At 66.5% G+C, this 23,538-nt stretch carries 11 protein-coding genes and 1 riboswitch; of the genes, 8 read left to right on the top strand and 3 right to left on the bottom strand.

Annotation, left to right across the window (positions count from 1 at the left end):
• Nucleotides 1-55 precede the first annotated feature (55 nt).
• From ACFWO8_RS14935 to gcvP, 8 genes are all read left to right on the top strand, one after another.
• Complete coding sequence (locus ACFWO8_RS14935) at nucleotides 56-691, top strand: CDP-alcohol phosphatidyltransferase family protein (protein ID WP_378950105.1); 636 nt, start codon at nucleotides 56-58, stop codon at nucleotides 689-691.
• Between the two features lie 42 nt (nucleotides 692-733).
• Nucleotides 734-1,132, top strand: coding sequence for a glycine cleavage system protein GcvH (gene gcvH, locus ACFWO8_RS14930; RefSeq protein WP_378950103.1), 399 nt, complete (start codon nucleotides 734-736; stop codon nucleotides 1,130-1,132).
• Nucleotides 1,133-1,308: 176 nt separating this feature from the next.
• A complete protein-coding gene (locus ACFWO8_RS14925; protein ID WP_056817657.1) occupies nucleotides 1,309-1,794 on the top strand; it encodes an FHA domain-containing protein in 486 nt (161 codons plus the stop codon).
• A gap of 70 nt (nucleotides 1,795-1,864) precedes the next feature.
• On the top strand, nucleotides 1,865-2,653 hold the full coding sequence (locus ACFWO8_RS14920) for a MerR family transcriptional regulator (RefSeq protein WP_378950100.1): 789 nt from the start codon (nucleotides 1,865-1,867) through the stop codon (nucleotides 2,651-2,653).
• A 159-nt stretch (nucleotides 2,654-2,812) separates the two neighbouring features.
• Nucleotides 2,813-3,286, top strand: coding sequence for a bifunctional nuclease family protein (locus tag ACFWO8_RS14915; RefSeq protein WP_067446263.1), 474 nt, complete (start codon nucleotides 2,813-2,815; stop codon nucleotides 3,284-3,286).
• Nucleotides 3,287-3,444: 158 nt separating this feature from the next.
• Nucleotides 3,445-4,002, top strand: a complete 558-nt coding sequence (locus ACFWO8_RS14910) for a MerR family transcriptional regulator (protein ID WP_378950098.1) — start codon at nucleotides 3,445-3,447, stop codon at nucleotides 4,000-4,002.
• Nucleotides 4,003-4,160: 158 nt separating this feature from the next.
• Nucleotides 4,161-4,907: an MspA family porin gene (locus ACFWO8_RS14905; protein ID WP_378950096.1), complete on the top strand. Its 747-nt coding sequence runs from the start codon at nucleotides 4,161-4,163 to the stop codon at nucleotides 4,905-4,907.
• 84 nt (nucleotides 4,908-4,991) lie between these two features.
• A riboswitch (glycine riboswitch) is annotated at nucleotides 4,992-5,091 on the top strand.
• A gap of 167 nt (nucleotides 5,092-5,258) precedes the next feature.
• Nucleotides 5,259-8,069, top strand: coding sequence for an aminomethyl-transferring glycine dehydrogenase (gene gcvP, locus ACFWO8_RS14900; protein ID WP_378950094.1), 2,811 nt, complete (start codon nucleotides 5,259-5,261; stop codon nucleotides 8,067-8,069).
• A gap of 83 nt (nucleotides 8,070-8,152) precedes the next feature.
• On the opposite strand, the gene ACFWO8_RS14895 is transcribed toward gcvP, so the two are convergent.
• From ACFWO8_RS14895 to ACFWO8_RS14885, 3 genes are read right to left on the bottom strand one after another with little or no spacing between them, the layout of a single operon-like run.
• Nucleotides 8,153-9,013: an ABC transporter permease gene (locus tag ACFWO8_RS14895; protein WP_378950091.1), complete on the bottom strand. Its 861-nt coding sequence runs from the start codon at nucleotides 9,011-9,013 to the stop codon at nucleotides 8,153-8,155.
• Nucleotides 9,013-9,813 carry an ABC transporter permease gene (locus ACFWO8_RS14890; RefSeq protein WP_378950088.1) on the bottom strand — a complete coding sequence of 267 codons (801 nt, stop codon included), beginning with the start codon at nucleotides 9,811-9,813 and terminating at the stop codon, nucleotides 9,013-9,015. Before ACFWO8_RS14890 ends, ACFWO8_RS14895 begins: the two co-directional genes overlap by 1 nt.
• A complete protein-coding gene (locus tag ACFWO8_RS14885) occupies nucleotides 9,810-22,958 on the bottom strand; it encodes an amino acid adenylation domain-containing protein (RefSeq protein WP_378950086.1) in 13,149 nt (4,382 codons plus the stop codon). The genes ACFWO8_RS14890 and ACFWO8_RS14885 overlap by 4 nt, the downstream gene beginning before the upstream one ends.
• Between the last annotated feature and the right edge of the window lie 580 nt (nucleotides 22,959-23,538).

Here is a 23,538-nt window from a genome sequence, read left to right as displayed (position 1 = left end):
GGCGTTTCGGCGTGGCCGGATGGCGCGAGCAGGGGTCGGTGCGGTAAGCAGGGGCGTGGCAACCGAATCAGGAACGCCGGGCACGCACGACACCGAATCCGGTGGCGTGTTCAGCGACCGCATCCTGACCGTGCCGAACGCGCTGAGCGTTGTGCGGCTGATCGGCATTCCCGTCTTCCTGTGGCTGCTGCTGGTCCGCCACGCCGACGGCTGGGCGTTCGCGCTGCTGATCGCCAGTGGCTTCACCGATTTCCTCGACGGCAAGCTCGCCAGGCTGCTCGATCAGTCCTCGCGGCTGGGCGCGATACTCGACCCGCTCGTCGACCGGCTGTACCTGGTGACCACCCTGGTGGCCTTCGTCGCGCGCGGTCTGCTGCCCTGGTGGCTCGCGGTGATCTTGATCGCACGCGATCTGGTACTCACCGCGACCCTTTCGGTGTACAAGCGGCGAGAGCTGCCCGCACCGGAGGTGATCTACCTGGGGAAAGCGGCGACCTTCGCGCTGATGGCGGCGCTGCCGTGGATGCTGACCGGGGAGATGGACTGGGCGGGGGCGAGTTTCGGGTGGGCCTTCGGCTGGGCGCTTCTGATCTGGGGTACCGCACTCTACGTCTGGACCGGGGTGCTCTACGCCGGGCTGGCGGTCGCGGTCGCGCGATCGATACCGCCTGTGCCGCACCGCGGGAGCTAGTCGATACTGTTGCGTGCAACGTCGACGATGAAAGGACGTCCTGTGACCCGGACCCCTGAGGAACTGCGCTACACCGAAGAGCACGAATGGGTGCGGCGGACCAGCCCCACGGCGGTCCGTGTCGGCATCACCGATTACGCCCAGTCACAGCTGGGTGACGTCGTGTTCGTCCAACTGCCCGACGTCGACAAGGATGTGACCATCGGCGAGAGCATCGCCGAGGTCGAGTCGACCAAGAGCGTGTCCGACATCTACGCTCCGCTCAGCGGCAAAGTCGTTGCGGTGAACGAGGATCTGGTGCAGTCACCGGAGACGCTCAACACCGATCCCTACGACGCGGGCTGGTTGTTCGAGCTCGCGTTCGACGACGAGGCAACCCTGGATTCCGCCCTCGGTGAACTGCTGGATGCAGCGGGTTACCAAGGAGTTATCGGGGGCTGACGCAGCCTTCACAGTTCTCCCTGCACGGGCACGCCCCGGCAGGGTACGGTCAAAGCCAAGCGGATACGTCGGGGAATCGACGCCGGGAACTTTCCTGGCGATGTGATCGCGCCGGTCGTGTCGCCGAATACAGCACCTGCTTGCATGGATAATCAGGTTCGAGGAGGAGAGAAACGGTGAGCGAGAACAGGGACCCGGGTTACGGGGAAACCGCGGCCGAGACGACGTCGGTCTTCCGCGCGGACTTCCTCAACGAGGTCGACGCGTCGCGCTCCGCAGAGCCGACCGGCGAACAGCCGGTTCAGGGCGTCGAGGGCCTGCCGGCCGGCGCGGCCCTCCTGGTGGTCAAGCGTGGCCCGAACGCGGGCTCGCGTTTCCTGCTGGATCAGCCGACCACTTCGGCCGGCCGCCATCCCGACAGTGACATCTTTCTCGACGACGTCACCGTCAGCCGTCGGCATGCCGAGTTCCGTCAGGACGACGACTCGTTCCAGGTCGTCGATGTGGGCAGCCTCAACGGCACCTACGTCAACCGGGAGCCGGTGGACTCCTCGGAGCTGCAGAACGGCGACGAGGTCCAGATCGGCAAGTTCCGGCTGGTCTTCCTGACCGGTCCGCGCGCGCAGGCGAACGAATCGGCGTCGGGCGCGGGGTCGCGGTGACCCCAACGGTACTGGTGCCCGCGAAGGGCACAGTGCTGTGACAGGGGCGGCGCAGTGGGCGCGCGGAGGAATGTCGATCGGCTCCGTACTCGACCTGCTGCGACCAGATTTTCCTGACATCACCATCTCCAAGATCCGGTTCCTCGAATCCGAGGGCCTGATCCGGCCGGAACGGACGCCGTCGGGATACCGGCGGTTCTCGGTTTCCGACTACGAACGGCTGCGTTTCGTACTGACCGCCCAACGCGATCAGTACCTGCCGTTGAAGGTGATCAAGGAGCAGTTGGAAGCGATCGACAGTGGTGCGGCGACGATGGGCGTGCGTGAAGCGCGCGCCCGCGCGCACTCCCACCACGGGTCCGCGGAAGCCGGGCACGGTGTGTCCGGCTCCGCGGATGCCGACGATGAGCCGGCGAGCCCGGCCGTGCCGCGCCGCCTCGGTATCGTTCCCGGTGAGATCAGGCCCGAGGAACTGCGCGTCGATGTCGGCGTGCGGCTCACCAGGACGGATCTGCTCGCCAAGGCCGATATCGACGATCGTTTCCTCGACGATCTGCTGCGCGCGGGACTCATCGTCCCCGGCGCCGGCGGATTCTTCGAGTCCGATGCGGTGACGCTCGCACACGCCGCGAAAGCGATGGCCGAATTCGGCTTGGAAGCCCGTCATCTGCGTGCCTTCAAACTGGCCGCCGACCGTGAGGCAGCGCTGATCGCACAGATCGCCGCGCCCATCGCGAAGAGTCGCGATGCCGACGCGCGCGCACGCGCGGAAGAGACCGTCCGCGAACTCGCGGCACTATCGCTGAACCTGCACGCCGCACTGGTGAAAGCCGCGGTACGCACGGCCCTCGGCGGCTGACACACCCGGCCGGGTGATCAGGTATCGCCCCGGCTACACACCGATTTCGGCTCGAACGTCTTCCTTCCGCGCCCCAGAATTCGCCTAGACTCGTTGATACGGCGAGCTGTGCAGCTGTCGTGCCGGCCGGCGGCCGAGTATGGGAGGCAGGACTTACTCATGAGCGAGATGCGTGTTATCGGCATCCGTGTGGAGCAGCCACAGAACCAGCCCGTGCTGCTGCTGCGGGAGGCTTCGGGGGAGCGGTATCTGCCGATCTGGATCGGGCAGGCCGAGGCCACCGCGATCGTGCTCGAGCAGGAGGGGGTCACGCCGATCCGTCCGCTCACTCACGATCTGATCAAGATTCTGATCACGGAGCTGGGACACACACTCAAGGAAGTGCGGATCGTGGATCTGCAGGAGGGCACCTTCTACGCCGACCTGGTCTTCGACGGCGACCTGCGGGTCTCGGCGCGACCTTCCGACTCGGTGGCGATCGCCTTGCGCGTGGGGTGCCCGATCTACGCCGAGGAACCGGTCCTCGCCGAGGCGGGACTGGTGATGCCCGACGAGCGGGAGGACGAGGTGGAGAAGTTCAAGGAGTTCCTCGAGTCGGTTTCGCCCGACGACTTCAAGGCGACCGACAGCTGATCACGATCTTCTAAACCTTAAGTAGAGGTCCAGGGAATCGCGGCGTTTGGTGCTTGGTGCGACTGCACCGCAGGTCCGACAATGGCAGGAGTAACCTCGAAAGTCGGGCAACATCCGTCGTGACTCCGACCCGAGAACGTCGGCAGAAGGAGCGATCAGTGGAAGAACAAACGCAGGATGTCGTACAGCCTGGCTTGTTCCCGGACGACTCGGTTCCGGATGATCTGGTCGGCTACCGGGTGCCGAGCGCCTGCCAGGTCGCCGGTATCACCTACCGTCAGCTCGATTATTGGGCCCGTACCGGGCTGGTCGTGCCATCGATTCGTGGTGCGGCGGGGTCGGGCAGTCAGCGGCTGTACTCGTTCAAGGACATCCTTGTCCTCAAGATCGTGAAGCGGCTGCTGGACGCGGGCATCTCTTTACAGAACATCCGGATCGCCGTCGATCACCTGCGCAGTCGTGGCGTCGGCGATCTCGCCGGGATCACCCTGTTCTCCGACGGAACCTCGGTGTACGAGTGCTCCTCGCCCGAGGAAGTGGTCGATTTACTGCAGGGCGGCCAGGGCGTCTTCGGCATCGCCGTGGGTGGCGCGATGCGGGAACTGACCGGCGCGATCGCGGATTTCCCCGCCGAGCGGGCCACCGCGATCACCGACCGTCCCGAGGACGAACTGTCCTTCCGCCGCAAGGTTCGGGAGAACCGCAAGACCGGGTAGTCACGAGCGCTGACCGCATCACCTGCTCGAACCGGTGTGGTGCCGGATGAACGAGGGAACAAGAAGCCGCATCGGTCGGGACACGCGCCCGCGCGACGCAGGGGAAACAGCCGTCGGATTCACTAGTGTCCGGGGTCATGTTGCGAATCATCTGGAGAGTGAGTTTCATCGCCTCAGCGCTGGCCATTCTGTCGCAGCCGACCGCACATGCCGATAGCGTCAATCTGCCACCGCACGAGAAGACTTTCGAGTCGGATATGGGCAGTTTCACCGTCGGCACCCACGATGAGGTCATCAATCGAATCGCGCCGTTGAACAGCGTCCCCACCAGCCGGGAAGCGTTGGTCTCCACCGTCGCGTACGGACGGCTCGACGGGCAGGCCGAGGGCGTGCTCAAGACCGGATACTCCGTCGGCTGTGCGGCCAAAATCGGTGCCGTGACCCCCGGCATCGATCCCACTACCGAATTCGGGCTCGAGGGGCCGCAGCAGAACTACGCGACGGAGCAGGCGCAGCGGCAGGCGACGGAGCAGGCGCAGTCGGAGACCGTCGAGCGGTCGAGTTCCGGCGAGTCGGTGCAGTCCCAGACGCAGGAATCCGGGCAATCCCAGGAGTTCGAATCGGCCCAGGTGCAGGAGTTCAACGGCATCCTCCCGTCCATCCTGTTGGACCCGGGTCTGTTCCTGGAATTGGAACTGCAACCCGGCGACATCACCAACGTCGATATCGGGGAGGGCAAGCCGCTCATCCCGGGCGAGACCGTGCGGATCGTGACCCGCGACTTCCACATCAAAGTCGACAACTGCGTGGGCCCGGTCACCATCCGCCAATACACCTACGTGCAAACCAGAACACCCCAAGTCGACGACAGCGGAGCCGTGTTCGGCGACCCCACCAGCCTGTAGTGCGTGTGGGTGACGAGCGCTACACCCTGAGCGGGGTCGCGGTGGTGCTGCGGGGGTTTGTCTGCCATTAGACTGGACGGGCGTCGCCGCCGTGCGGGAGAGTCCTCGGTTCGCGAGAATCGGGGCGCCGAAGGAGCAGCACCTCCCCGTCAATCTCTCAGGCAACAGGGACCGCACGGTGATTCGACGCCTCTGGAAAGCGGTGGCATCCGGCTGCCCGCCCACGGGGAAAGGGACACGGTCTTACCCATTTCGGGGGACCGGGTTTCCGAATCTCTCAGGCGCACAGACAGAGGGGGAGGGCTGGTACCCGTCGACCACGAGGTCGACCCGCCCGACCTGGAGCTGCCCGTGACCCGTTCGTTCGCCGACCGCCACATCGGACCCGATTCCGACGAACTCGCCCGGATCCTCGCGACCATCGGCGTCGAGTCCATCGACGCACTCGCGACCACGGCGCTGCCCGCCACGATCCTCGACGAGTCCGGCCTCGGCGCACTGCCCGCGCCCGCCTCCGAGCACGAGGTGCTCGAGGAACTGGCCGCGCTGGCGCACGCGAACACCGTCGCCACCTCGATGATCGGCCTCGGCTACTACGACACCCTCACCCCGCCGGTGCTGGTGCGCAATCTGCTCGAGAACCCCGCCTGGTACACCGCCTACACCCCGTACCAGCCCGAGATCAGCCAGGGCAGGCTCGAGGCGCTGCTCAACTTCCAGACCATGGTGTCGGATCTGACCGGCATGGACGTCGCGAACGCCTCCATGCTCGACGAGGCCACCGCCGCGGCCGAGGCGATGACGCTGCTGCGCCGCGCGGGCAAGTCGAAGTCGAACCGGCTCCTGATCGACGCCGACCTGTTCCCGCAGACCAAGACCATCATCGGCACCAGGGCCGAGCCGCTCGGCATCGAGATCGTCGAGGCCGACCTGCCCACCAGTGTGCTGCCCGAGGGCGAGTTCTTCGGCGTGATCGTGCAGACGCCGGGCGCGTCGGGCCGCATCGTCGACTGGACCTCGCTGTTCGCCGCCGCCCACGAGCGTGGCGCGCTGGTCGCCGCGGGCGCCGATCTGCTCGCCATGACGCTGGCCACCCCGCCTGGCGACCAGGGCGCCGATGTCTGCTTCGGCACCACCCAGCGCTTCGGTGTGCCGATGGGCTTCGGTGGCCCGCACGCGGGTTACCTCGCCGTGCGTACCGCCTTCGCTCGTCAGCTGCCCGGCCGCCTGGTCGGTGTGTCCGTCGATGCCGACGGCGCGCCCGCGTATCGGCTGGCGCTGCAGACGCGTGAGCAGCACATCCGTCGGGAGAAGGCCACCTCCAATATCTGTACCGCCCAGGTGCTGCTGGCCATCGTCGCCGCGATGTATGCGAGCTACCACGGTGCCAACGGGCTGCGCGCCATCGCACGCCGGGTGCACGAGCACGCCGCCGCTGTCGCGACCGGTCTCGGTGGCGCCCTCGTGCACGGCGCCTTCTTCGACACGGTGCTCGCTCACGTGCCCGGTGGTGCGGAAGCCGTTGTCGCCAAGGCGAAGTCGAAGGGCATCAACCTGCGCCTGGTCGACGCGGACCATGTCGCGATCGCCTGCGACGAGGCCACCACCGACGCGCATGTCGCCGCCGTGGTCGAATCCTTCGGCACCGCACTGACTCCCGACGCGGGCACGGGCACCGAGCTCACCACGGTCGAGACGCGCACCTCGGACTACCTGACCCACCCGGCGTTCACCCGCCACCACACCGAGACCGCCATGCTGCGCTACCTGCGCGCGCTCTCGGACAAGGACATCGCCTTGGACCGCAGCATGATTCCGCTCGGTTCATGCACGATGAAGCTCAACGCCACCGCGGAGATGGAGCCGATCACCTGGCCCGGATTCGCCCGCTTGCACCCCTTCGCGCCCACCGAGGACACCCCGGGTATCCGCAAGCTGATCGGCAACCTCGAGCAGTGGCTGGCCGAGATCACCGGCTACGACGCGGTGAGCCTGCAGCCCAACGCCGGTAGCCAGGGCGAGTACGCGGGCCTGCTCGCGATCCGCCGCTACCACCTCGATCGTGGCGACGACCACCGCGACACCTGCCTGATTCCCTCCAGCGCGCACGGCACCAACGCGGCCTCGGCGGCGATGGTCGGCATGCGCGTCGAGGTGGTGAAGTGCCGCGCGAACGGTGACGTCGACCTCGACGACCTGCGCGCCAAGATCGCCGACCACGCCGACCGGCTGGCCTGCATCATGATCACCTACCCGTCCACCCACGGCGTCTACGAGCACGAGGTCGCCGAGCTGTGCGCGCTCGTGCACGATGCGGGTGGCCAGGTGTACGTCGACGGCGCGAACCTCAATGCCCTTGTCGGCCTTGCCCGTCCGGGCAGGTTCGGCGGCGATGTGAGCCACCTGAATCTGCACAAGACCTTCTGTATCCCGCACGGCGGCGGCGGTCCCGGCGTGGGCCCGGTCGCGGTCGGCGCGCACCTGGCGCAGTACCTGCCCGGTGACCCGCTGGAAGCCGGTTCGCACGCGGTGTCGGCGGCCAACTACGGCTCCGCTTCGATCCTGCCGATCACCTGGGCCTACATTCGCATGATGGGCGCCGAGGGCCTGCGCGCGGCGACCCTGACCGCGATCGCATCGGCCAACTACATCGCCCGCCGCCTCGACGCCTTCTTCCCGGTGCTCTACACCGGCGAGAACGGCATGGTCGCCCACGAGTGCATCCTGGATCTGCGCGAGATCACCAAGCAGACCGGCGTCACCGTCGACGACGTGGCCAAGCGGCTGGCCGACTACGGTTTCCACGCGCCGACGATGAGTTTCCCGGTCGCGGGCACCTTGATGGTGGAACCCACCGAGAGCGAGAACCTCGAGGAGATCGACGAGTTCATCGCCGCCATGATCGCCATCCGTGGCGAGATCGACCAGGTGGCCGCCGGGGTGTGGCCGGTGACCGACAACCCGCTGCGCGGCGCACCGCACACCGCGGCCAGCCTGGTCGCCGAGTGGGAGCACCCCTACAGCCGTGAGACCGCGGTGTATCCGCGCGGGGTCGGCCATGCCCGCCCGAAGGTGTGGCCGTCGGTGCGGCGCATCGACGGTGCGTTCGGTGACCGCAATCTGGTGTGTTCGTGCCCGCCCCTGGATGCCTACGAGGACTGAACCGCATCCCGGTAGAGCGGTCGCCGCAACACACTCGATGGAGAAGTTGCGGCGACCGCGTCGATTTCCGGGGTGATCACCGATCAGCGCCGGGACGCGCGCCGATAGCCACGGACGGCGGGGATGGCGAATACCGCGATCGCGCCCACCGTCCACAGGGCGATTCCGGTCAGCGGCCCCCGCACCTCACCACCGAGGGCCAAACCGCGCATCGTCTCGATCGCATAGGTCATCGGCTGGTGTTCGACCAGCGGTTGAGCCCACTGCGGATACGCGGCCAGCGGTACGAATCCCGTGCAGAAGAACATCAGCAGCGAACTGATCAGGGTCACGCCCTCCACCACCAGGGTGGTTTCGGCGGTGTGTACCGCGATAGCCGTAACGAATGTGGCGTACGCCGCGCCGAACAACACCGGCACGAGCAGCCAAGCCACCGCGGCGGGAATACCCTGCTGGAAACGGAACCCGAGCGCGAGACCCGTGCCCGCGATCACGAGCGTGGTGACCGCGATCCGCACGATTTCCGCGGCGATCCGCGCCGATAGCCCCGATGCGCGATGTACCGGCAGGACCCAGAGTCGAGCCAGCCAGCCGTTGTCACGATCGCGGCCGAGTGAGACAGCACCGGCGGTGGCTCCTGACATCGCCGCGACAAGTGTCACCATCGGCACCGAACCGTAGAGGGCATTGTTTCCCGCGAAGGCCGAGATCTGTCGGCCCAGGACGGTATTGAGAATCACGAGTAGCAAAGCAGGGAAGACCAGCGCCTGTAAGACCATGATCGGATCGCGGGACCAGCGCAGCAACAACTGCCGAGTTTGGACGAGCGTCTGCACGATCAGAGCGTGGATCGAATTCTCCCGCCGCAACCGCGAATGCGACGGTGACGGAAATCGCCGCGCCGATGTCAGTGCGGGTTCGGACTCGATACTCAGTGACGCCATCACGGCCTTCTCGCTATCAGAAACGTCGCCACCGGCACGAAGACCACGATCAATCCGACAGCCCAGGCCAGCGGTGGACCCATCACCGACCACGTGACCGCGGCGACACCGGCGGTGGTATCGCCGGCGAGAACGCGTAGCGCGGACGCGAACTGCGAGATCGGCTGATTTCGCACGAAGGGCTGAATCCACTGCGGGAATTGTTGTGCCGGCGCGAACCCGACGGAGAGCATGCCGAGAATCAATTGCGGGAGCGTGAGCGCCTGTGTGGTTGCCTCCGGACTCTTCGAGATCGTCCCGAGCACATCGGCTCCGAGCGAGAGCGCCGCACCGACGAGCATCGCGAACAGACAGAAACCGATCGCCGGAACAGGACCGCGGTCGAAGCGGAACCCGATCACGTATCCGCACACGATCGCGGCGATCAACGCGACGCCGCAGCGGAGCATATTGGCCGACATTCGTGCTGCCAGCGGCGTCGCGACGCCGATCGGCATGGTGGCGAACCTGCGATTGATCCCCCCTGTCGCGTCGGAGGCCGCCCGGAACGCGGCAGCGATCGAGGTGAACGCGATCGCCTGCAACACGATCATCGGCATGAGAAATTGCGCGTAGCTACTGAGTCCGTGCCCGAAGACCGTCATCACCAAGTTCAGCGGGACATAGAACCCGAGGGTGAACACCACCGGCGTGATGATCGACAACGCGATCTCGCCGTTGCGCAACGAGGGTGCGATCAATCGACGCGTCAGTACCCACCATTGCCCGAGCGTGGACCGTTCGGGATTGGTCGTAGTCACGATTTCTCAGGCACGATCGAGAGATAACTGTCGACCACCGTGGCGATCTCGGGAAGCACTTGCGGGGTGGTCATCGCGTCGTGGTCGGTATCGACCACGACATTGCGCAGGAAGCCGGTGACGAAGGGCCGCCAATTGCCGACGCCCCGGTCGGGGTCGTCGGCATCCCGAAGGGCGGTGAAGTACAGCAGGTTTCCGTCGAAGACCGGCGGCAGATAACCGGCGACCAGCCGAGCCGATCGATTGTAGGAGTCGGCCAGCCGCTCGATATGGATCGGTTCGACGAGCTGTCCACCGATCGAATTGTTGATCAGCGCAGCGGCCTCGGTGGCTGACATCTGTGCCGGGATCGACTCGAAGCCGAGGGTCGCGCCGAACTCGTGGACGAACTCGCCGGGCGTGAGTGGCGCGCCCGGATCGGCATCACGCACCGCGAGATCGGCGTCGAGCACCGCGAGTAGGGCAACGGATTCACCCTGCTGTTGCAGCCGTGCTGCCACGGCATGGGCGATGAAGCCGCCGAATGACCATCCGAGCACGTTGTATGGTCCGTGCGGTTGGCGGGCCCGGATCTCGCGCACATAGCGGTCGGCGTACGCGTCGATCGACTCGGGTGGGTCCCCGTCGCCGGTCAGCTCGGGGGACTGCAGCCCATAGATCGGTCTGCCGGGCGTCATGAGCTGGGACAGACCGGCATAGGACCAGGCCAGCCCCGAGGCCGGGTGAATGCAGAACAGCGGTGGCAGCTCACCCTCGGTGCGGATCGGCAGCTGTACGGCCAGTGGCGTGCCGGCGGAATCGACCGAACCCATGCCGGGCATGGCCGCCGCGGTGACGATCCGCCGCGCCAGCTGTTCGACCGTGCGTTCGGTGAACATCCACAGCACCGCCACGTCGGTGTCGAGTTCGCGTCGAAGCTGGTCCACGACGCGGGTGGCGAGCAGGGAATTACCGCCCAGTTGGTAGAAATCATCGTCCAACCCGACCTTGGGGGTATCCAGGACCTGGGCGAACGCGTCGGCGACACTTCTCTCGATCGGTGTCATCGGCGCCCGGAACGGTGTCGGCAGAAGTATCGGTTCGGGCAGTGCCCTGCGGTCCAGTTTTCCGGTGAGTGTCCGTGGAATCGCGTCGAGCACCGTGATCGACGCGGGCAGCATATGGACGGGCAGCCGGGTGGACAGGAACTTGCGCAGCTCTCCCAGATCGGGAGCGCGATCATCGGCGAGGACGACGTAGGCTGCCAGCACGGTGGTGCCGGGCTGGGCCTCGTGGCCGATGGTCACCGCGAAATCGACCCCGGCATGAGCGGTGAGGGCGGCGTCGACCTCGCCGAGTTCGATCCGGACCCCACGGACCTTCACCTGGAGGTCCGAGCGTCCGACGTACTCGAGTTCGCCGGCCGTCGTCCAGCGGACGAGGTCACCGGTCCGGTACATCCGTGCACCGTTGTCGAACGGATTCGCGACGAACCGCGTGCCGGTCAGGGCCGGTCGCCGGTGGTATCCCCGGGCGAGGCTGGGCCCGGCCAAGTACAGCTCACCTGTCACGCCGAGCGGGACCCGCCGGAGCCAACTGTCGAGAACGTGCACTGTGGTGCCACGCACCTCGGTTCCGATCGATACGGACTCGCCCGCTGCGATCGCATCGGTGCCGGTCGCCCAGATCGTGGACTCGGTCGGCCCGTACAGGTTCAGCATCTCCCGGCCGACAGACCACCTGGTGATGAGTTCCGATCCGACCGCTTCGCCTGCCACTGCGAGGACTCGCACGCATTCCAGGTCGACCGGGTCCATGGTCGCCAAGGCGGTGGGGGTGATCACCATGTGCGAGACCTGATGGCTGCTGATCAGGTTGGCGAGTTCGTCGCCGCCGAACACGGTGGGCGGCGATACCACCAGCTGGGCGCTGGATCCGAATGCCATCAACAGCTCGAATACCGCGGCGTCGAAACTGGGTGAGGCGCAATGCAACACGCGTGCCGAGGAGGTGAGGCCGAGCCGTTCTTGTTGGGCCAGGACCAGGTTCGCCAGACCGCGATGGGTGACGGCGACGCCCTTGGGGAGTCCGGTGGAGCCGGAGGTGTAGATCAGATACGCGGGGTGGTCGACGTGGAGAGGGCGCACTCGCTCCTCGTCGGTGACCGGTGCCGCCGACATCGACGCTGACCCATCGACCGATGCCGGGTCGTCGAGGATCAACCACTTCACCGACTCCGGCAGCGTCTCGTGCGTCGAGCTGACGGTCAGGCCGACGGTGGCCCCCGAGTCGGCCACCATGTGCGCGATCCGATCCGCGGGATAGGTCGGATCGGTCGGCATGAAGGCCGCGCCGGCCTTGGCGATCGCCCATACGGCCAGCACCGATTCCAGCGAACGCCGGATACCCACCGCGACAACGTCTTCCGGACCGATCTGATGGTGAATCAGCAGCCGGGCCAGCCGATTGGACCGCTCGTCGAGATCGCGGTAGGAAAGCTCGATCCCACTCGCGGACAGCGCGATCCCGTCGGGATCGGCCTGCGCGGCGGATGCCAGCAGCGACGCCAATGTTCTCGGTTCGATTCGGTTCGGCTTCGTGGCGGTCATCGCGGCCAGCTCCGGCTCGGACAGCACATCGAGCCGCGCATTCGGTAGGTCGGGAGTTGCGGCGAAGGCTTCCAGAACCCGGACCAGTCGTTGGGAGATCCGTTCGAGCGCAGGGCGATCGAAGGTCGCGGTCAGGCCCTTCACCTCGAGCCGGAGCCGTTCTCCGGGGATCGCCAGCAGGATCAACGGGTAATGCGTGTCGTCGGTGGCGTGCAGGTCGCTCACCCGCATTCCGGCGATGTCGGTGGTGTGCAGCAACTCCCGCTGCTCGATCGGGTAGGACTCGAAGACCGTCATGGTGTCGAAGAGTGTGCCGAGTTCGGCCGCCTGCTGAATATCGGCCAGACCGAGATGCTGGTGATCCAGCACCGCGGCGTGCTGCGCCTGCACGCGGCTGAGCAGTCCGGACAATGATTCAGTGGGATCGAGTCGCACCCGGACCGGCACGGTGTTGATGAACAGTCCGATCATCGATTCGACCCCGGTTACCTCGCCGGGCCTCCCCGACACCGTGGTCCCGAAGACGACATCGCGGCGGCCGGTCGATATCGACAGCAGGATCGCCCAGGCCGATTGCACGATCGTGTTCACCGTGATTCCGCGCTCCCGCGACAGGTCATTGATCGCCGCGGTGGCAGACGCGGGCAACTCGACTGACACAGTGACGGTCGGAGGTGTGGTGAGCGACTGTGTGTGTGCGTCGGCCGCCGGTGCGATCAGGGTCGATTCTTCCAGTCCGGCAAGAGCTTTCGACCATGCTTGCTGGGCCGCTGTGTGGTCGCGGCGGGCGAGCCAGGACAGGAACTCACGATAGGGCGGCGCCGGGGGCAACGCCGAGCCATCCCCATCGATGGCGTAGAGCGTCAGTAACTCCCGAATCAGCAGCGGCATCGACCATCCGTCGAGGACGAAATGGTGGGCGGTGATCACCAAGCGGCAGTGGTCGTCGGCGACCGTGATCAATCGAAAGCGAACCAAGGGTGGCGTGCCCATGTCGAACGGTGTGGTGCGGTCGATCCCGGCCAGTTCGGTCATGCGCTGCGTGGTCGCGCCATCCGATCGGTCGAGGACGTCCTCGGCAAAGGGCAGGGTCGCGTGTTCGAGCACGATCTGGACGGGGTCGTCATCACGTTCGACGACTGCGGTGCGCAGGTTCGGATGCCGATCGATCAGTGCCTGTCCCGCACGCCGGATTCGATCCGCTTGTACGTGTCCGCGCAAGTCGAGAGACATCTGCACGGTGTAGAAATCGATGCCGTGCGCGGCTAGACGGGAATGGAACAGCAGCCCCGTTTGTAGTGGGGTCAGCGACCAGACATCGGTGAGGGTCGGGAACTGGTGCTCCCACGCATCGATGTCTGTCTGGCTGGCCCGAACCAGGTCCAGATCCGACGGTGTCAGTCCACCGGCGGCGGGGCTCTCTGCGTGGGTGGCGAGGGCGATCATCGCCCGTGTCCAGTACCCGGCCAATTCCTGCACCGCCGCCCTGGTGAGCAGGCCGGTCGGATACGACAAGGTCGCGGTCAGTCGCGGCCCGGCCGGGCTGTCCTCGGTGCGTGCGTCGACGGCGAGCACGGCACCGGCGGGCATGTCGTCGTTGTGGGTGGCGCCCAGCGCATCAGGTCCGGCGATCGGAAGCCACGGTCCCTGGGGAACCGCCGCGTCGACGCGGCCCAGATAGTTGAAGCTGATCTGCGGGGCCGGGAACTCACGCAGGCTCGCTGCGGTAGCGGGATCGAGGTATCGCAGGAGCCCGAATCCCATACCGTGGTCGGGTATCGCGCGCAACTGTTCCTTGACTCGTTTGATCGTGATACCAGCGGCCGGACCGGCCGCGAACGCGTCGTCGATGTCGATACCGGACAGGTCGAAACGCACCGGGAAAACACTGGTGAACCAGCCGACGGTCCGCGAAAGGTCCGCGCCGACCACGTCTTCCTCCCGGCCGTGCCCCTCCAGCCCGATCAGTACCGAATCGGCGCGATTGCCGCGCCAACGCTGCACCGCGAGCGCCAACGCGGCCAGCATCGGATCGTGGACGCCGGCGCGATAGGTCGCCGGGATGGCGGACAGGAGCGATTCGGTTATCTGCGCCGATACCTGTACCTGCACCTCCTCGACCGTGGCGGCCACGTCGACGGCGGGATCGAGCGCGCGGGTTCCGAGCAGCGGATCCGGGCCCTCGAGGATGCGGCGCCACAGGTCGAGCTCACCCGTCCGCGTTGCGGCGGCCTCGACCAGACCATGTGTCCAGCGACGCCACGAGGTGCCGACCGGTGGCAGCGACGGACGTTCTCCGGCACTGATCTGTCCCCATGCCGCAACGAGATCCGGTACCAGCGTGCGCCAGGAGACACCGTCCACGACGAGGTGGTGCACGACCAGCAACAGGCGCGGCTCGCCGCCCGCGTCGGCGGTCGGGTCGAACCAGACAGCCTGCATCATCAGCCCGGCTTCCGGGAAGAGCCGATCGGCCGCTGCCGACATTTCTTGTGCGACAACGACATCGAAGTCCGTGTCGGCGCCCACGACGACGCGGTGGATCAGCGCCGATGCGGCGACCGACCCGGGCGGGGCCACGTGCAAGGACCAGCCGGTCGAATCGTGGACCAGTCGCGCCCGAAGCGCGTCGTGATGGTCGAAGATGGCCTGCAGCGTCGCCGCGATCGACTGGTGGTCGATCCCAGCAGGCAGGGTGAGCATCATCGTTTGACCGAACCGGTCGAAATCTCCGTTCGAGGATTCGATCAGCCACCGTGCGATCGGGGGCAATGCGACGGTGCCGATCCCGCCACCGGGAAGCTCGTCGACGAAATCGCGGCTCTGGGCGCCGCCGCGAGCGGAGACGATCTCGGCCAGTGCGGCAGCGGTGGGATTCTCGAAGACATCACGGGGGGACAGATACAGGCCCTCGGCTTTCGCGCGCGAAACCAGCTGGATCGACATGATGCTGTCGCCGCCGAGCCCGAAGAACGAGTCATCCGCGCCCACCGTCTCGACACCGAGGGTCTGGGCGAAGAACCCACACAGCTGTCGCTCTATCTCGGTGGCCGGCTCGCGTGTGTGCGTCCGCGCCCGGTCGAACGACGGCGCGGGCAGCGCCCGGCGATCGAGTTTGCCCACCGGCGTTCGCGGAACAGATGTCAGGAATTCGACGGCGGCCGGCACCATATAGCTGGGCAGTGAGCTGCGCAGGGCCGCTGTCAGATCATCGGCGTTGTGCTCGGCACCCGGTGCGGCCTGCACATAGGAGACCAACACCGTTGCCCCGGTGGGTCCTTCGCAGCCGATCGTCACCGCGAATTCGATCCCAGGGATCGCGATCAGGGCGGCATCGATTTCCCCCAACTCGACACGGAAGCCCCGGATCTTGACCTGGAAATCGGTGCGTCCGACATACTCGAGCTCGCCGACCGTCGTCCAGCGGACGAGGTCGCCGGTCCGGTACATCCGTGCACCGTTGTCGAACGGATTCGCGACGAACCTCGTGCCGGTCAGGGCCGGTCGCCGGTGGTATCCGCGGGCGAGGCTGGGTCCGGCCAGGTACAGCTCACCTGTTACGCCGAGCGGGACCGGCCGGAGCCAGCTGTCGAGAACCTGAATTGTGGTGCCGCGCACCGCGGTTCCGATCGCGACCGAGTCGCCCGCTGAAAGCGGGTCGGTGCCGGTCGCCCAGATGGTGGACTCGGTCGGTCCGTACAGGTTCATCAGCTCCCGGCCGACCGACCATCGGGTGATGAGTTCCGCTCCGGCCTCTTCGCCTGCCACGGCGAGAACTCGGACACTGTCCAGGCCGACCGGGTCCATGGTCGCCAAGGCGGTGGGGGTGATCACCATGTGCGAGACCTCATCGTCGGCGATCAGGTCCGCGAGTTCGTCGCCGCCGAACACGGTGGGCGGCACCACCACCAGCCGGGCGGCTGATCCGAATGCCATCAACAGCTCGAACACCGCGGCATCGAAACTGGGTGAGGCGCAATGCAACACCCGTGCCGAGGAGGTGAGGCCGAGCCGTTCTTGTTGGGCCTTGACCAGATTCGCCAGCCCGCGATGGGTGACGGCGACGCCCTTGGGGACTCCGGTGGAGCCGGAGGTGTAGATCAGATACGCGGGGTGGTCGACGCAGAGCTCGGACAACCGGTCCGCGTCGGTGAGCGGCCGGTCGGAAGCGGTGGCGATGCTCTCCGTCGTCGATGTCGCGTCGATGTCGAGCCACTGCGGCCCAGCGGGCAGATGGTCACGAATGTCGGTGGTGGTCACGCCGATCGCGGCGCCGGAGTCGGTGAGCATGAGTTCGATCCGCTCGGCCGGGTGCTTCGGGTCGATCGGCAAGAAGGCGGCGCCAGTCTTGGCCACCGCCCACACCGCGGTGACCGATTCGACCGAGCGGTGCAAAGCCAGGGCGACGCAGGACTCCGGTCGCGCACCCGCGTCGATCAGTACCCGTGCCAGGCGGTTGGACTGCTCATCCAGCTCGCGGTAGGTCACCGAGATTCCCGCGTATCGCAACGCAGTCGCGTTCGGGTCGCGCGCCGCGGCGTCGGCCAGGATCTCGGCCAGTGTTCGAGCCGAGATCGACTCCCGGCCTGCCACGGTGGTCAACTCCTGGAGAACAGCGGAGTCACAAGGCTGCACGGTGGCCACCCGCGACTGTGGGGCGGCGGCGATCTGTTCGAGGTAACGCACGACCTGCGCCAGTAGCTGGTCGGCCTGGTCGTGGTCGATCGCCGCGTCACGGAACAGCAGCTCGAGCGTGAGGGATTCGCCCGGCACGACCATCAGGTTGACGGGGTACGGTGCTGCGTCGGAGCTGTCCACCGCGAGGACCTTCAGCCCCGCGGCATCGAGCGCCTGGCTCAGCACCGAGTGATCGACCGGATAGGACTCGACCACGATCAAGGTATCGAACAACTCGGGCATATCGACCGCGTGGTGGATGTCGGGGAGCCCGATATGGTGATAGTCGAGCAACCGACTCTGCTCGAGTTGGATGCGCGTGAGCAACTGCGACAATTCTTCGGCCGGGTCGAGTCGGATGCGTACCGGCAGTGTGTTGATGAACAGCCCGAGCATGTGCTCCACGTCGGCTACCTGCGGCGGCCGCCCGGACACGACGCAGCCGAATACCACGTCTGTGCGACCGGTGAGCGTGGCTACGACCATGGCCCAGCACGCCTGCACGGCAGTGTTCAGCGTGACCCCGTGCCTGCGGATCGTGGTGGTCAGCGCCGCCGTCGCGCGGGCACCGAGCTCCGAACGGACCACGCTCGCAGCGGTTTCCGATTTCCAGTGCTCGGTGGTCGTCACCCTCGTGGCGGAATCGAGGTCGGCCAGCGTCTCTTGCCACGCGGCGATGGCCGAGGCCGTATCACCTTCGGACAGCCACGCCAGGTAGTCACGGTAGGTGTGGGCGGGCGCGGGCTGTGCTGTTCGCGCACCGTCCATGTACAGGTCGATGAGTTCTCGCACCAACAGTGGGGTCGACCAGCCATCGAGCAGAATGTGGTGGCCGGTCACCACGAGTCGGTGGCGGTCGGTATCGGTCCGGATCAGCTGAAACCGCAGCAGCGGTGGGTCGGCAGTGTCGAACCGCCTGGCGCGGTCCTCGGCGAGTAGTCGTTCGACGATGTCGTCGCGCGCGTTCCGTTCGCTGAGATCCAGCTCGTGCCAGCAGATCTCGACGTCGCCGACGACGAGCTGCCGCGGCCCGGACTCGGTGTGCTGGAAGGCGACCCGCAGGCTGTCGTGGCGGTCGAGCAGGGTTTGCGCGGCGGCGCGCAGCCGGTCGCGATCCAGCGGCCCGGCGATCGTCAGCACGGATTGGTCGATGTATTCGTCGGCGGTGTCGGCGGCGTAGGCCTCGTGGAAAAGGATTCCGGTTTGCATCGGCGACAGTGGCCAAACATCCGACAAGGTGGGGTACTGCTGTTCCCATCGGTCGATCTCGGGTTGTGTGGTCGCCACCAGCGCGAAATCCGACGGCGTATGCCCGCCGATATCCGGTGAGCCGGTGACCGCGACCAAACCCCGCAGCGCCGACAGCCACAGCTCCGCCAGTGCGCGGATTTCCTGATCGCTGAACAGGGCGGCGGGATAGGACCAGGTCGCGGCCAACTCGGTCCCCGCCGCAGTGTGCCGCACGCTGGTGTCGACAGCGATTTCCTGGCGCGAGCGCGCCTGTGGGTCGCGGGCCCGTGTGCAGGTCACCGGCTGCCAGCCGTCGTGCTGCCAGGCCTCGGTATTGCCCAGATAGGTGAAACTCAGCTGCGGTGCAGCGATCTCGGCGAGCTCTCCGGAGAGGTAGCGCAGCATCGAATAGCCGACGCCGTCGCCGAGCTGGCGCAGCTGTTCCTTGACCGTCTTGAGTACACCGCCGGCGCTGGGACCACCGGCGAACGCGTCGTCGAGGTCGATCCCGGTGAGGTCGAGACCCGCTGGATACGCGGCATCGAAACCGCCTACCGTGCGGTCGAGTTCAGCACCGGCCACCGCGTTGCGGCCGCTGCCGTTCACCATGACTCGAAGGGAATCGCCTGAGCCGCCGCACTCATGACGCCAGCGGGTGACCGCCATGGCCAGCGCGGCTAGTAGCGCGTGCTCGACATCGGCGTGGAACCGGTCGATCACCGTCCCCAGTAGCGCCGCCGTCACCGGTACCGGGACGAATACCTGCATGGCACCGGTTTCGGCCGAGTCGAACCGCGGTACCTCGGCCCGAGCGGCGAGGGATGGATCGGGGGTGGATATCACCTGCTGCCACATCGCTACCTCGCCGAGTCGGCGAGGGGTCTGCGCTTCGGCAGCCAGCGCCGGTACCCAGGCAGGCAACGACGTCACGGGAGCCTGGAGTTCCGGAGCTTCGCCGACCATGATCGACGAGCATGCGGCAGCCAGGTCGGCCACGACGATCGGCCAGGACGTTGCGTCGATCGCGAGCTGGTGCACCACCAGCCACAGCAGGCCGGTCTGTTCGTCGTCGGTGGGGTCGATCCACACGGCCTGCACCAGATGTCCGGCGGCGGGGTCCAGCCGATCGAGGGCGTAGCCGAGTTCGCGGTCGGCCACGGCCATAGGCTCATCGGGCGTGGTGACGTGCCGGACCAGGTCGTCGGCCGGGACCGCACCTGTCGGCCGTATGTCGATGAACCAATCGCCGGTGAGGCCGGAATCCGGCCCTGACGTGCGTGGTATCGCGCGGAGCATGTCGTGGCGATCGAGGACAGCCTGCAGGGCTGCCGTGAGGACCGATCGATCGACTCCGTGCGGGACCGTCAGGAGCAGCGCCTGGGCGTCGCGAGTGATCCCACCTGCGCGATCGAGCATCTCGTAGGCGATCGGTGTGCGGGTGAGTCCCACGTCGCCGGGCAGCGTCGACAACGCAGACCCGAGGTCGGTGGCGGCAGCAGCCAGCCCGGCCACGGTCTTGTGTTCGAAGACATCCTGAGCGCTGAACTCGAGTCCGAAGGCCCGTGCGCGCGCCACCAGTTGCACTGAGCTGATGCTGTCGCCGCCGAGCGCGAAGAAGCTCTCATCGGTGCCGACCGTGGCGACGCCGAGCAGCTCGGCGTACAACCGGGCGATGATGTGCTCGCGCGGCGTGGACGCTGCCCGGCCCGAACCGGCAGGAGCGGTGAGGTCTGGCTGCGGTAGAGCCTTCCGGTCGACTTTTCCGGTCGGGCTCATGGGTATCGCATCGAGGACTGTGATCGCCGAAGGCACCATGGTGGGCGGGAGAAGTTCCGCGGCGAATGCCTGCAGTGCCGTGGGATCGATGTCGGCGCCCGCGCTCGGCAGCACATAGGACACGAGAATCGTCGCGCCCGACGGTGTCGGCGCGCCGACGGTGACGGCGAAGTCGACGGCATCGTGGCTGGTCAGCACGGAATCGATCTCACTGAGTTCGATCCGGACGCCGCGGATCTTGACCTGGAAGTCACTGCGCCCCAGATACTCCAGCGACAGTTCCCACGCCGATCCCTCGGTTGCCCGGTCGTCGAGCCCGGACCAGCGCACCAGATCTCCGGTGCGGTACATCCGGGCACCCGAACCGAATGGATCGGCGACGAAACGGTCCGCGGTCAGGCCTGGCTGCCCCTGGTAGCCCCTGGCCACACCCGGGCCGGCCAGGTAGAGCTCGCCGACCGCCCCGACCGGGACGGGCACAAGCCTGCGATCGAGCACCACTGCCGACACTCCGCGGGCCGGGCCGCCGATCGTGATCGGCTGGTCGGCCCGCATCGCCGCGCTGAAGGTGGCCGAGACCGTGGTCTCGGTGGGTCCGTAACTGTTGACGATCCGGACATGGGGTGCCCACCGGGATACCAGCTCCGGCGGGCAGACATCGCCGCCGACGACAACACAGGCGAGTTCTTCCAGCCCGGCCGGATCGACCGTTGCCAGCACCGCGGGCGTCACGTGCAGCCGATTGACCCGCTGTTCCCGTAGGAGGGCGGTGAGCTGTTCTCCGGCATAGGCATCCGGCGCTGCCACCACGACAGTCGCTGCCGACACGAAAGCTATCAGCAGCTCCTCGATCGAGGCGTCGAAGCTCGGTGAGGCGACCTGGGCAACCCGCGATCGGGTGGACAACGGCTCATCGCCGATCGCGCTGTGCACCAGGTTGATCAGACCGCGATGACCGACGATCACACCCTTGGGCTTGCCGGTCGACCCCGATGTGTAGATCAGGTAGGCGCTGTTGTCGACATGGAGCGGAGCGAGCCGGTCGGCATCGGTGATCGAGGACGCCGGTGTGGTCTCATACCGGTGGTCGAGGGCCGGATCGTCGATCACCAGCCAGTCGATCTCGTCGGGCAAGGTGTCGCGCGCCGCGGTGACCGTGAGCCCGATTCGAGCGCCGCTGTCGGCGATCATATGGCCGATCCGCTGGGTCGGGTACCGCGGGTCGATGGGAACGAACGCCGCACCGGTCTTGGCTACCGCCCAGATCGCCGTCACCGAATCGGCCGATCGCGGCATCGCCACCGCGACCGAGGTTTCCGGGCCCGCACCGGCACTGATCAGCATTCGGGCCAGCCGGTTCGACTGTTCATCGAGCTGGCGGTAGGTCATCCGCCGGTCACCGGCGATCACGGCCACCCCGCCCGGGTTCGACCTGGGCCCCGCCGCCAGCAGGTCCGGCAGGAGCACCGGCAGCGATCCGGAAGGCCCGCGGGCGGGCACGATCGCGGCGTGTTCACCGGGTGACAACAGCGGCACCGACGATGCCGGGGTATCGAGACCAGCGGTGACGAACTCGTGCAGGAACTCGATGAAACGGTGGTAGTGCCGACCGAGTTCGGCCTCGGTGTACAGGTTCGGGTTCGCCTGAAAGTCCAGGTGTGTGGTTTCCGTACCCCGGGCCGGATACAGGTTCACGAACAGATCCTCGATCAGCCCGGAGGTGAGCACATGCAAGTCGCCGACGACGCCGCCGAGATCGATGACCCGGTCCGAGGGCATGATGTTCACCGAGGGTCCGAACGACGCGGCGCGGTCGCTGCTGAAACCGAGATCCCGGAAAATATCCTCCTGGCGATACCGTTGCCGACGCAGCGCTCCGGTCAGTTCATGCTGAGCTGACCGTATCAACGCTCCGACGGTGGGATCGGTCCCGATGCCGAGCCGCAACGGCACGACGTTGGCGATCATGCCGCCGGACCGGCGCAGCGAGGCGTTGGTCCGTGCCGATACCGGCAGACTCAGGCTGACCGTATCCTCGCCGGTCATCCGCGCGAGATAGACACCGAACGCCGCGACGACCACGGGCGCTACCTGTGAATTCGCTGCCGCCGCGATGGCGTCCATGGCGGCCGCGGTCGCCGCGGTGAGGGCACCGCCGACTCGGACGGGATGCGAGTCCGCGTCGGCGGTGCGGCCGGACAGGCTCACCGGTGCCGGCGCGTCGGCAAGGTGGTCTCGCCAATACTCACGATCCGCGGCGAACCGCTCGGAGTCGCGGTATTCGGCATCTGCTCGCACGATCTCGCGCAGGTCGTCGGCGTTGCACGGAGGGGGCGGGTCGCCTGCCTTGCCGGCCGAGTACAGCGCAGCGACCCGCTGCATTATCGTCATCGCCGCGTATCCGTCCAAGGCGATGTGGTGGATCCGCGAATAGAAGTAGTAATGAGCCGTTCCTACCCGCAGGAGCGCCGAGTGCACCAACCGGCCACTCACCATGTCCAGCGGTGCGGTGTACTCGCGAGTCATCCAGTCCCGCGCCGCCCGGATCGGGTCCTGGCAGTCACGGAAGTCGATCTGGGGCATCGTCTCGTCAAGGGTGTCGTCGATCATCTGGTACGGCACGCCGTTGGTCTCGGCCAACCGCAGAAACCCCGACCCGAACTCCCGTGCCGCGCGGCGGCTGCACACCGTCAACAGCTCGCCATCCACATCACCGACAAACTCCACATAGTGGGCGATCGAGATGGGTATTTCCTTACCGGCGATGTGCTGGGCAAACCAGATACCCCGCTGGGCCGCCGACAATCCGAACGCCGAGGTCGGCACGGTGGGAGTTTCGCGCCATTCTTCGGTTTTGTACGGTTGTTCGCTCACACGTATCCCCTGACTCGCGTTCGTGCCCGGTCAAAGCGCAGAACTCCTGTCAGCCTCAATCTGGTATCGATATGCACCAGACCGCAAGCCGGGCTGATCCGTGTCGATTGATTGCGCTATGTCACCCGGTGATTTCATCAGTGAACAGCCAAAAATGCGCTGAGCAGAATAGAGAAGGGAAGGGCTGGAGCTGTTCCCTGCTGAGGATTAAACATCTATTTCCGGCCGATACTAGCCAAGACGGGAAGGCGCGTCGACCCCGAAAATCGACGGCCACCCGAGCGCCCGGCACCCAGCTTCACATGGCTCGCCCAGATGGGTTGGGAGAGCTCATCTCATGACGGGGTGAAGTCTGTTAGTTCGACGAAACATCCATCGGACCTGCATAAATGTGCGGTGCGCAGGTTCGCCGACTGCGACCGGCTGGACTCGGAGCGGCACTGCTCAGCGCTGTCGCCGTTGCCCCCGAGCCTGTCGAGGTCAACTCGCCCAGCCGTCGAACTGGACCGAACCGTCATTTTATTTGTCACAGAATATCGGCAATCGAATATCAATTCGAATGCGCCGGGTTCAGCGTCGA

The sequence above is a fragment of the Nocardia sp. NPDC058480 genome, assembly GCF_042720495.1.
Classification (GTDB): domain Bacteria; phylum Actinomycetota; class Actinomycetes; order Mycobacteriales; family Mycobacteriaceae; genus Nocardia.
Note: the sequence above shows the minus strand (reverse complement) of the source record. Positions and strands in the feature narration are given on the sequence as shown.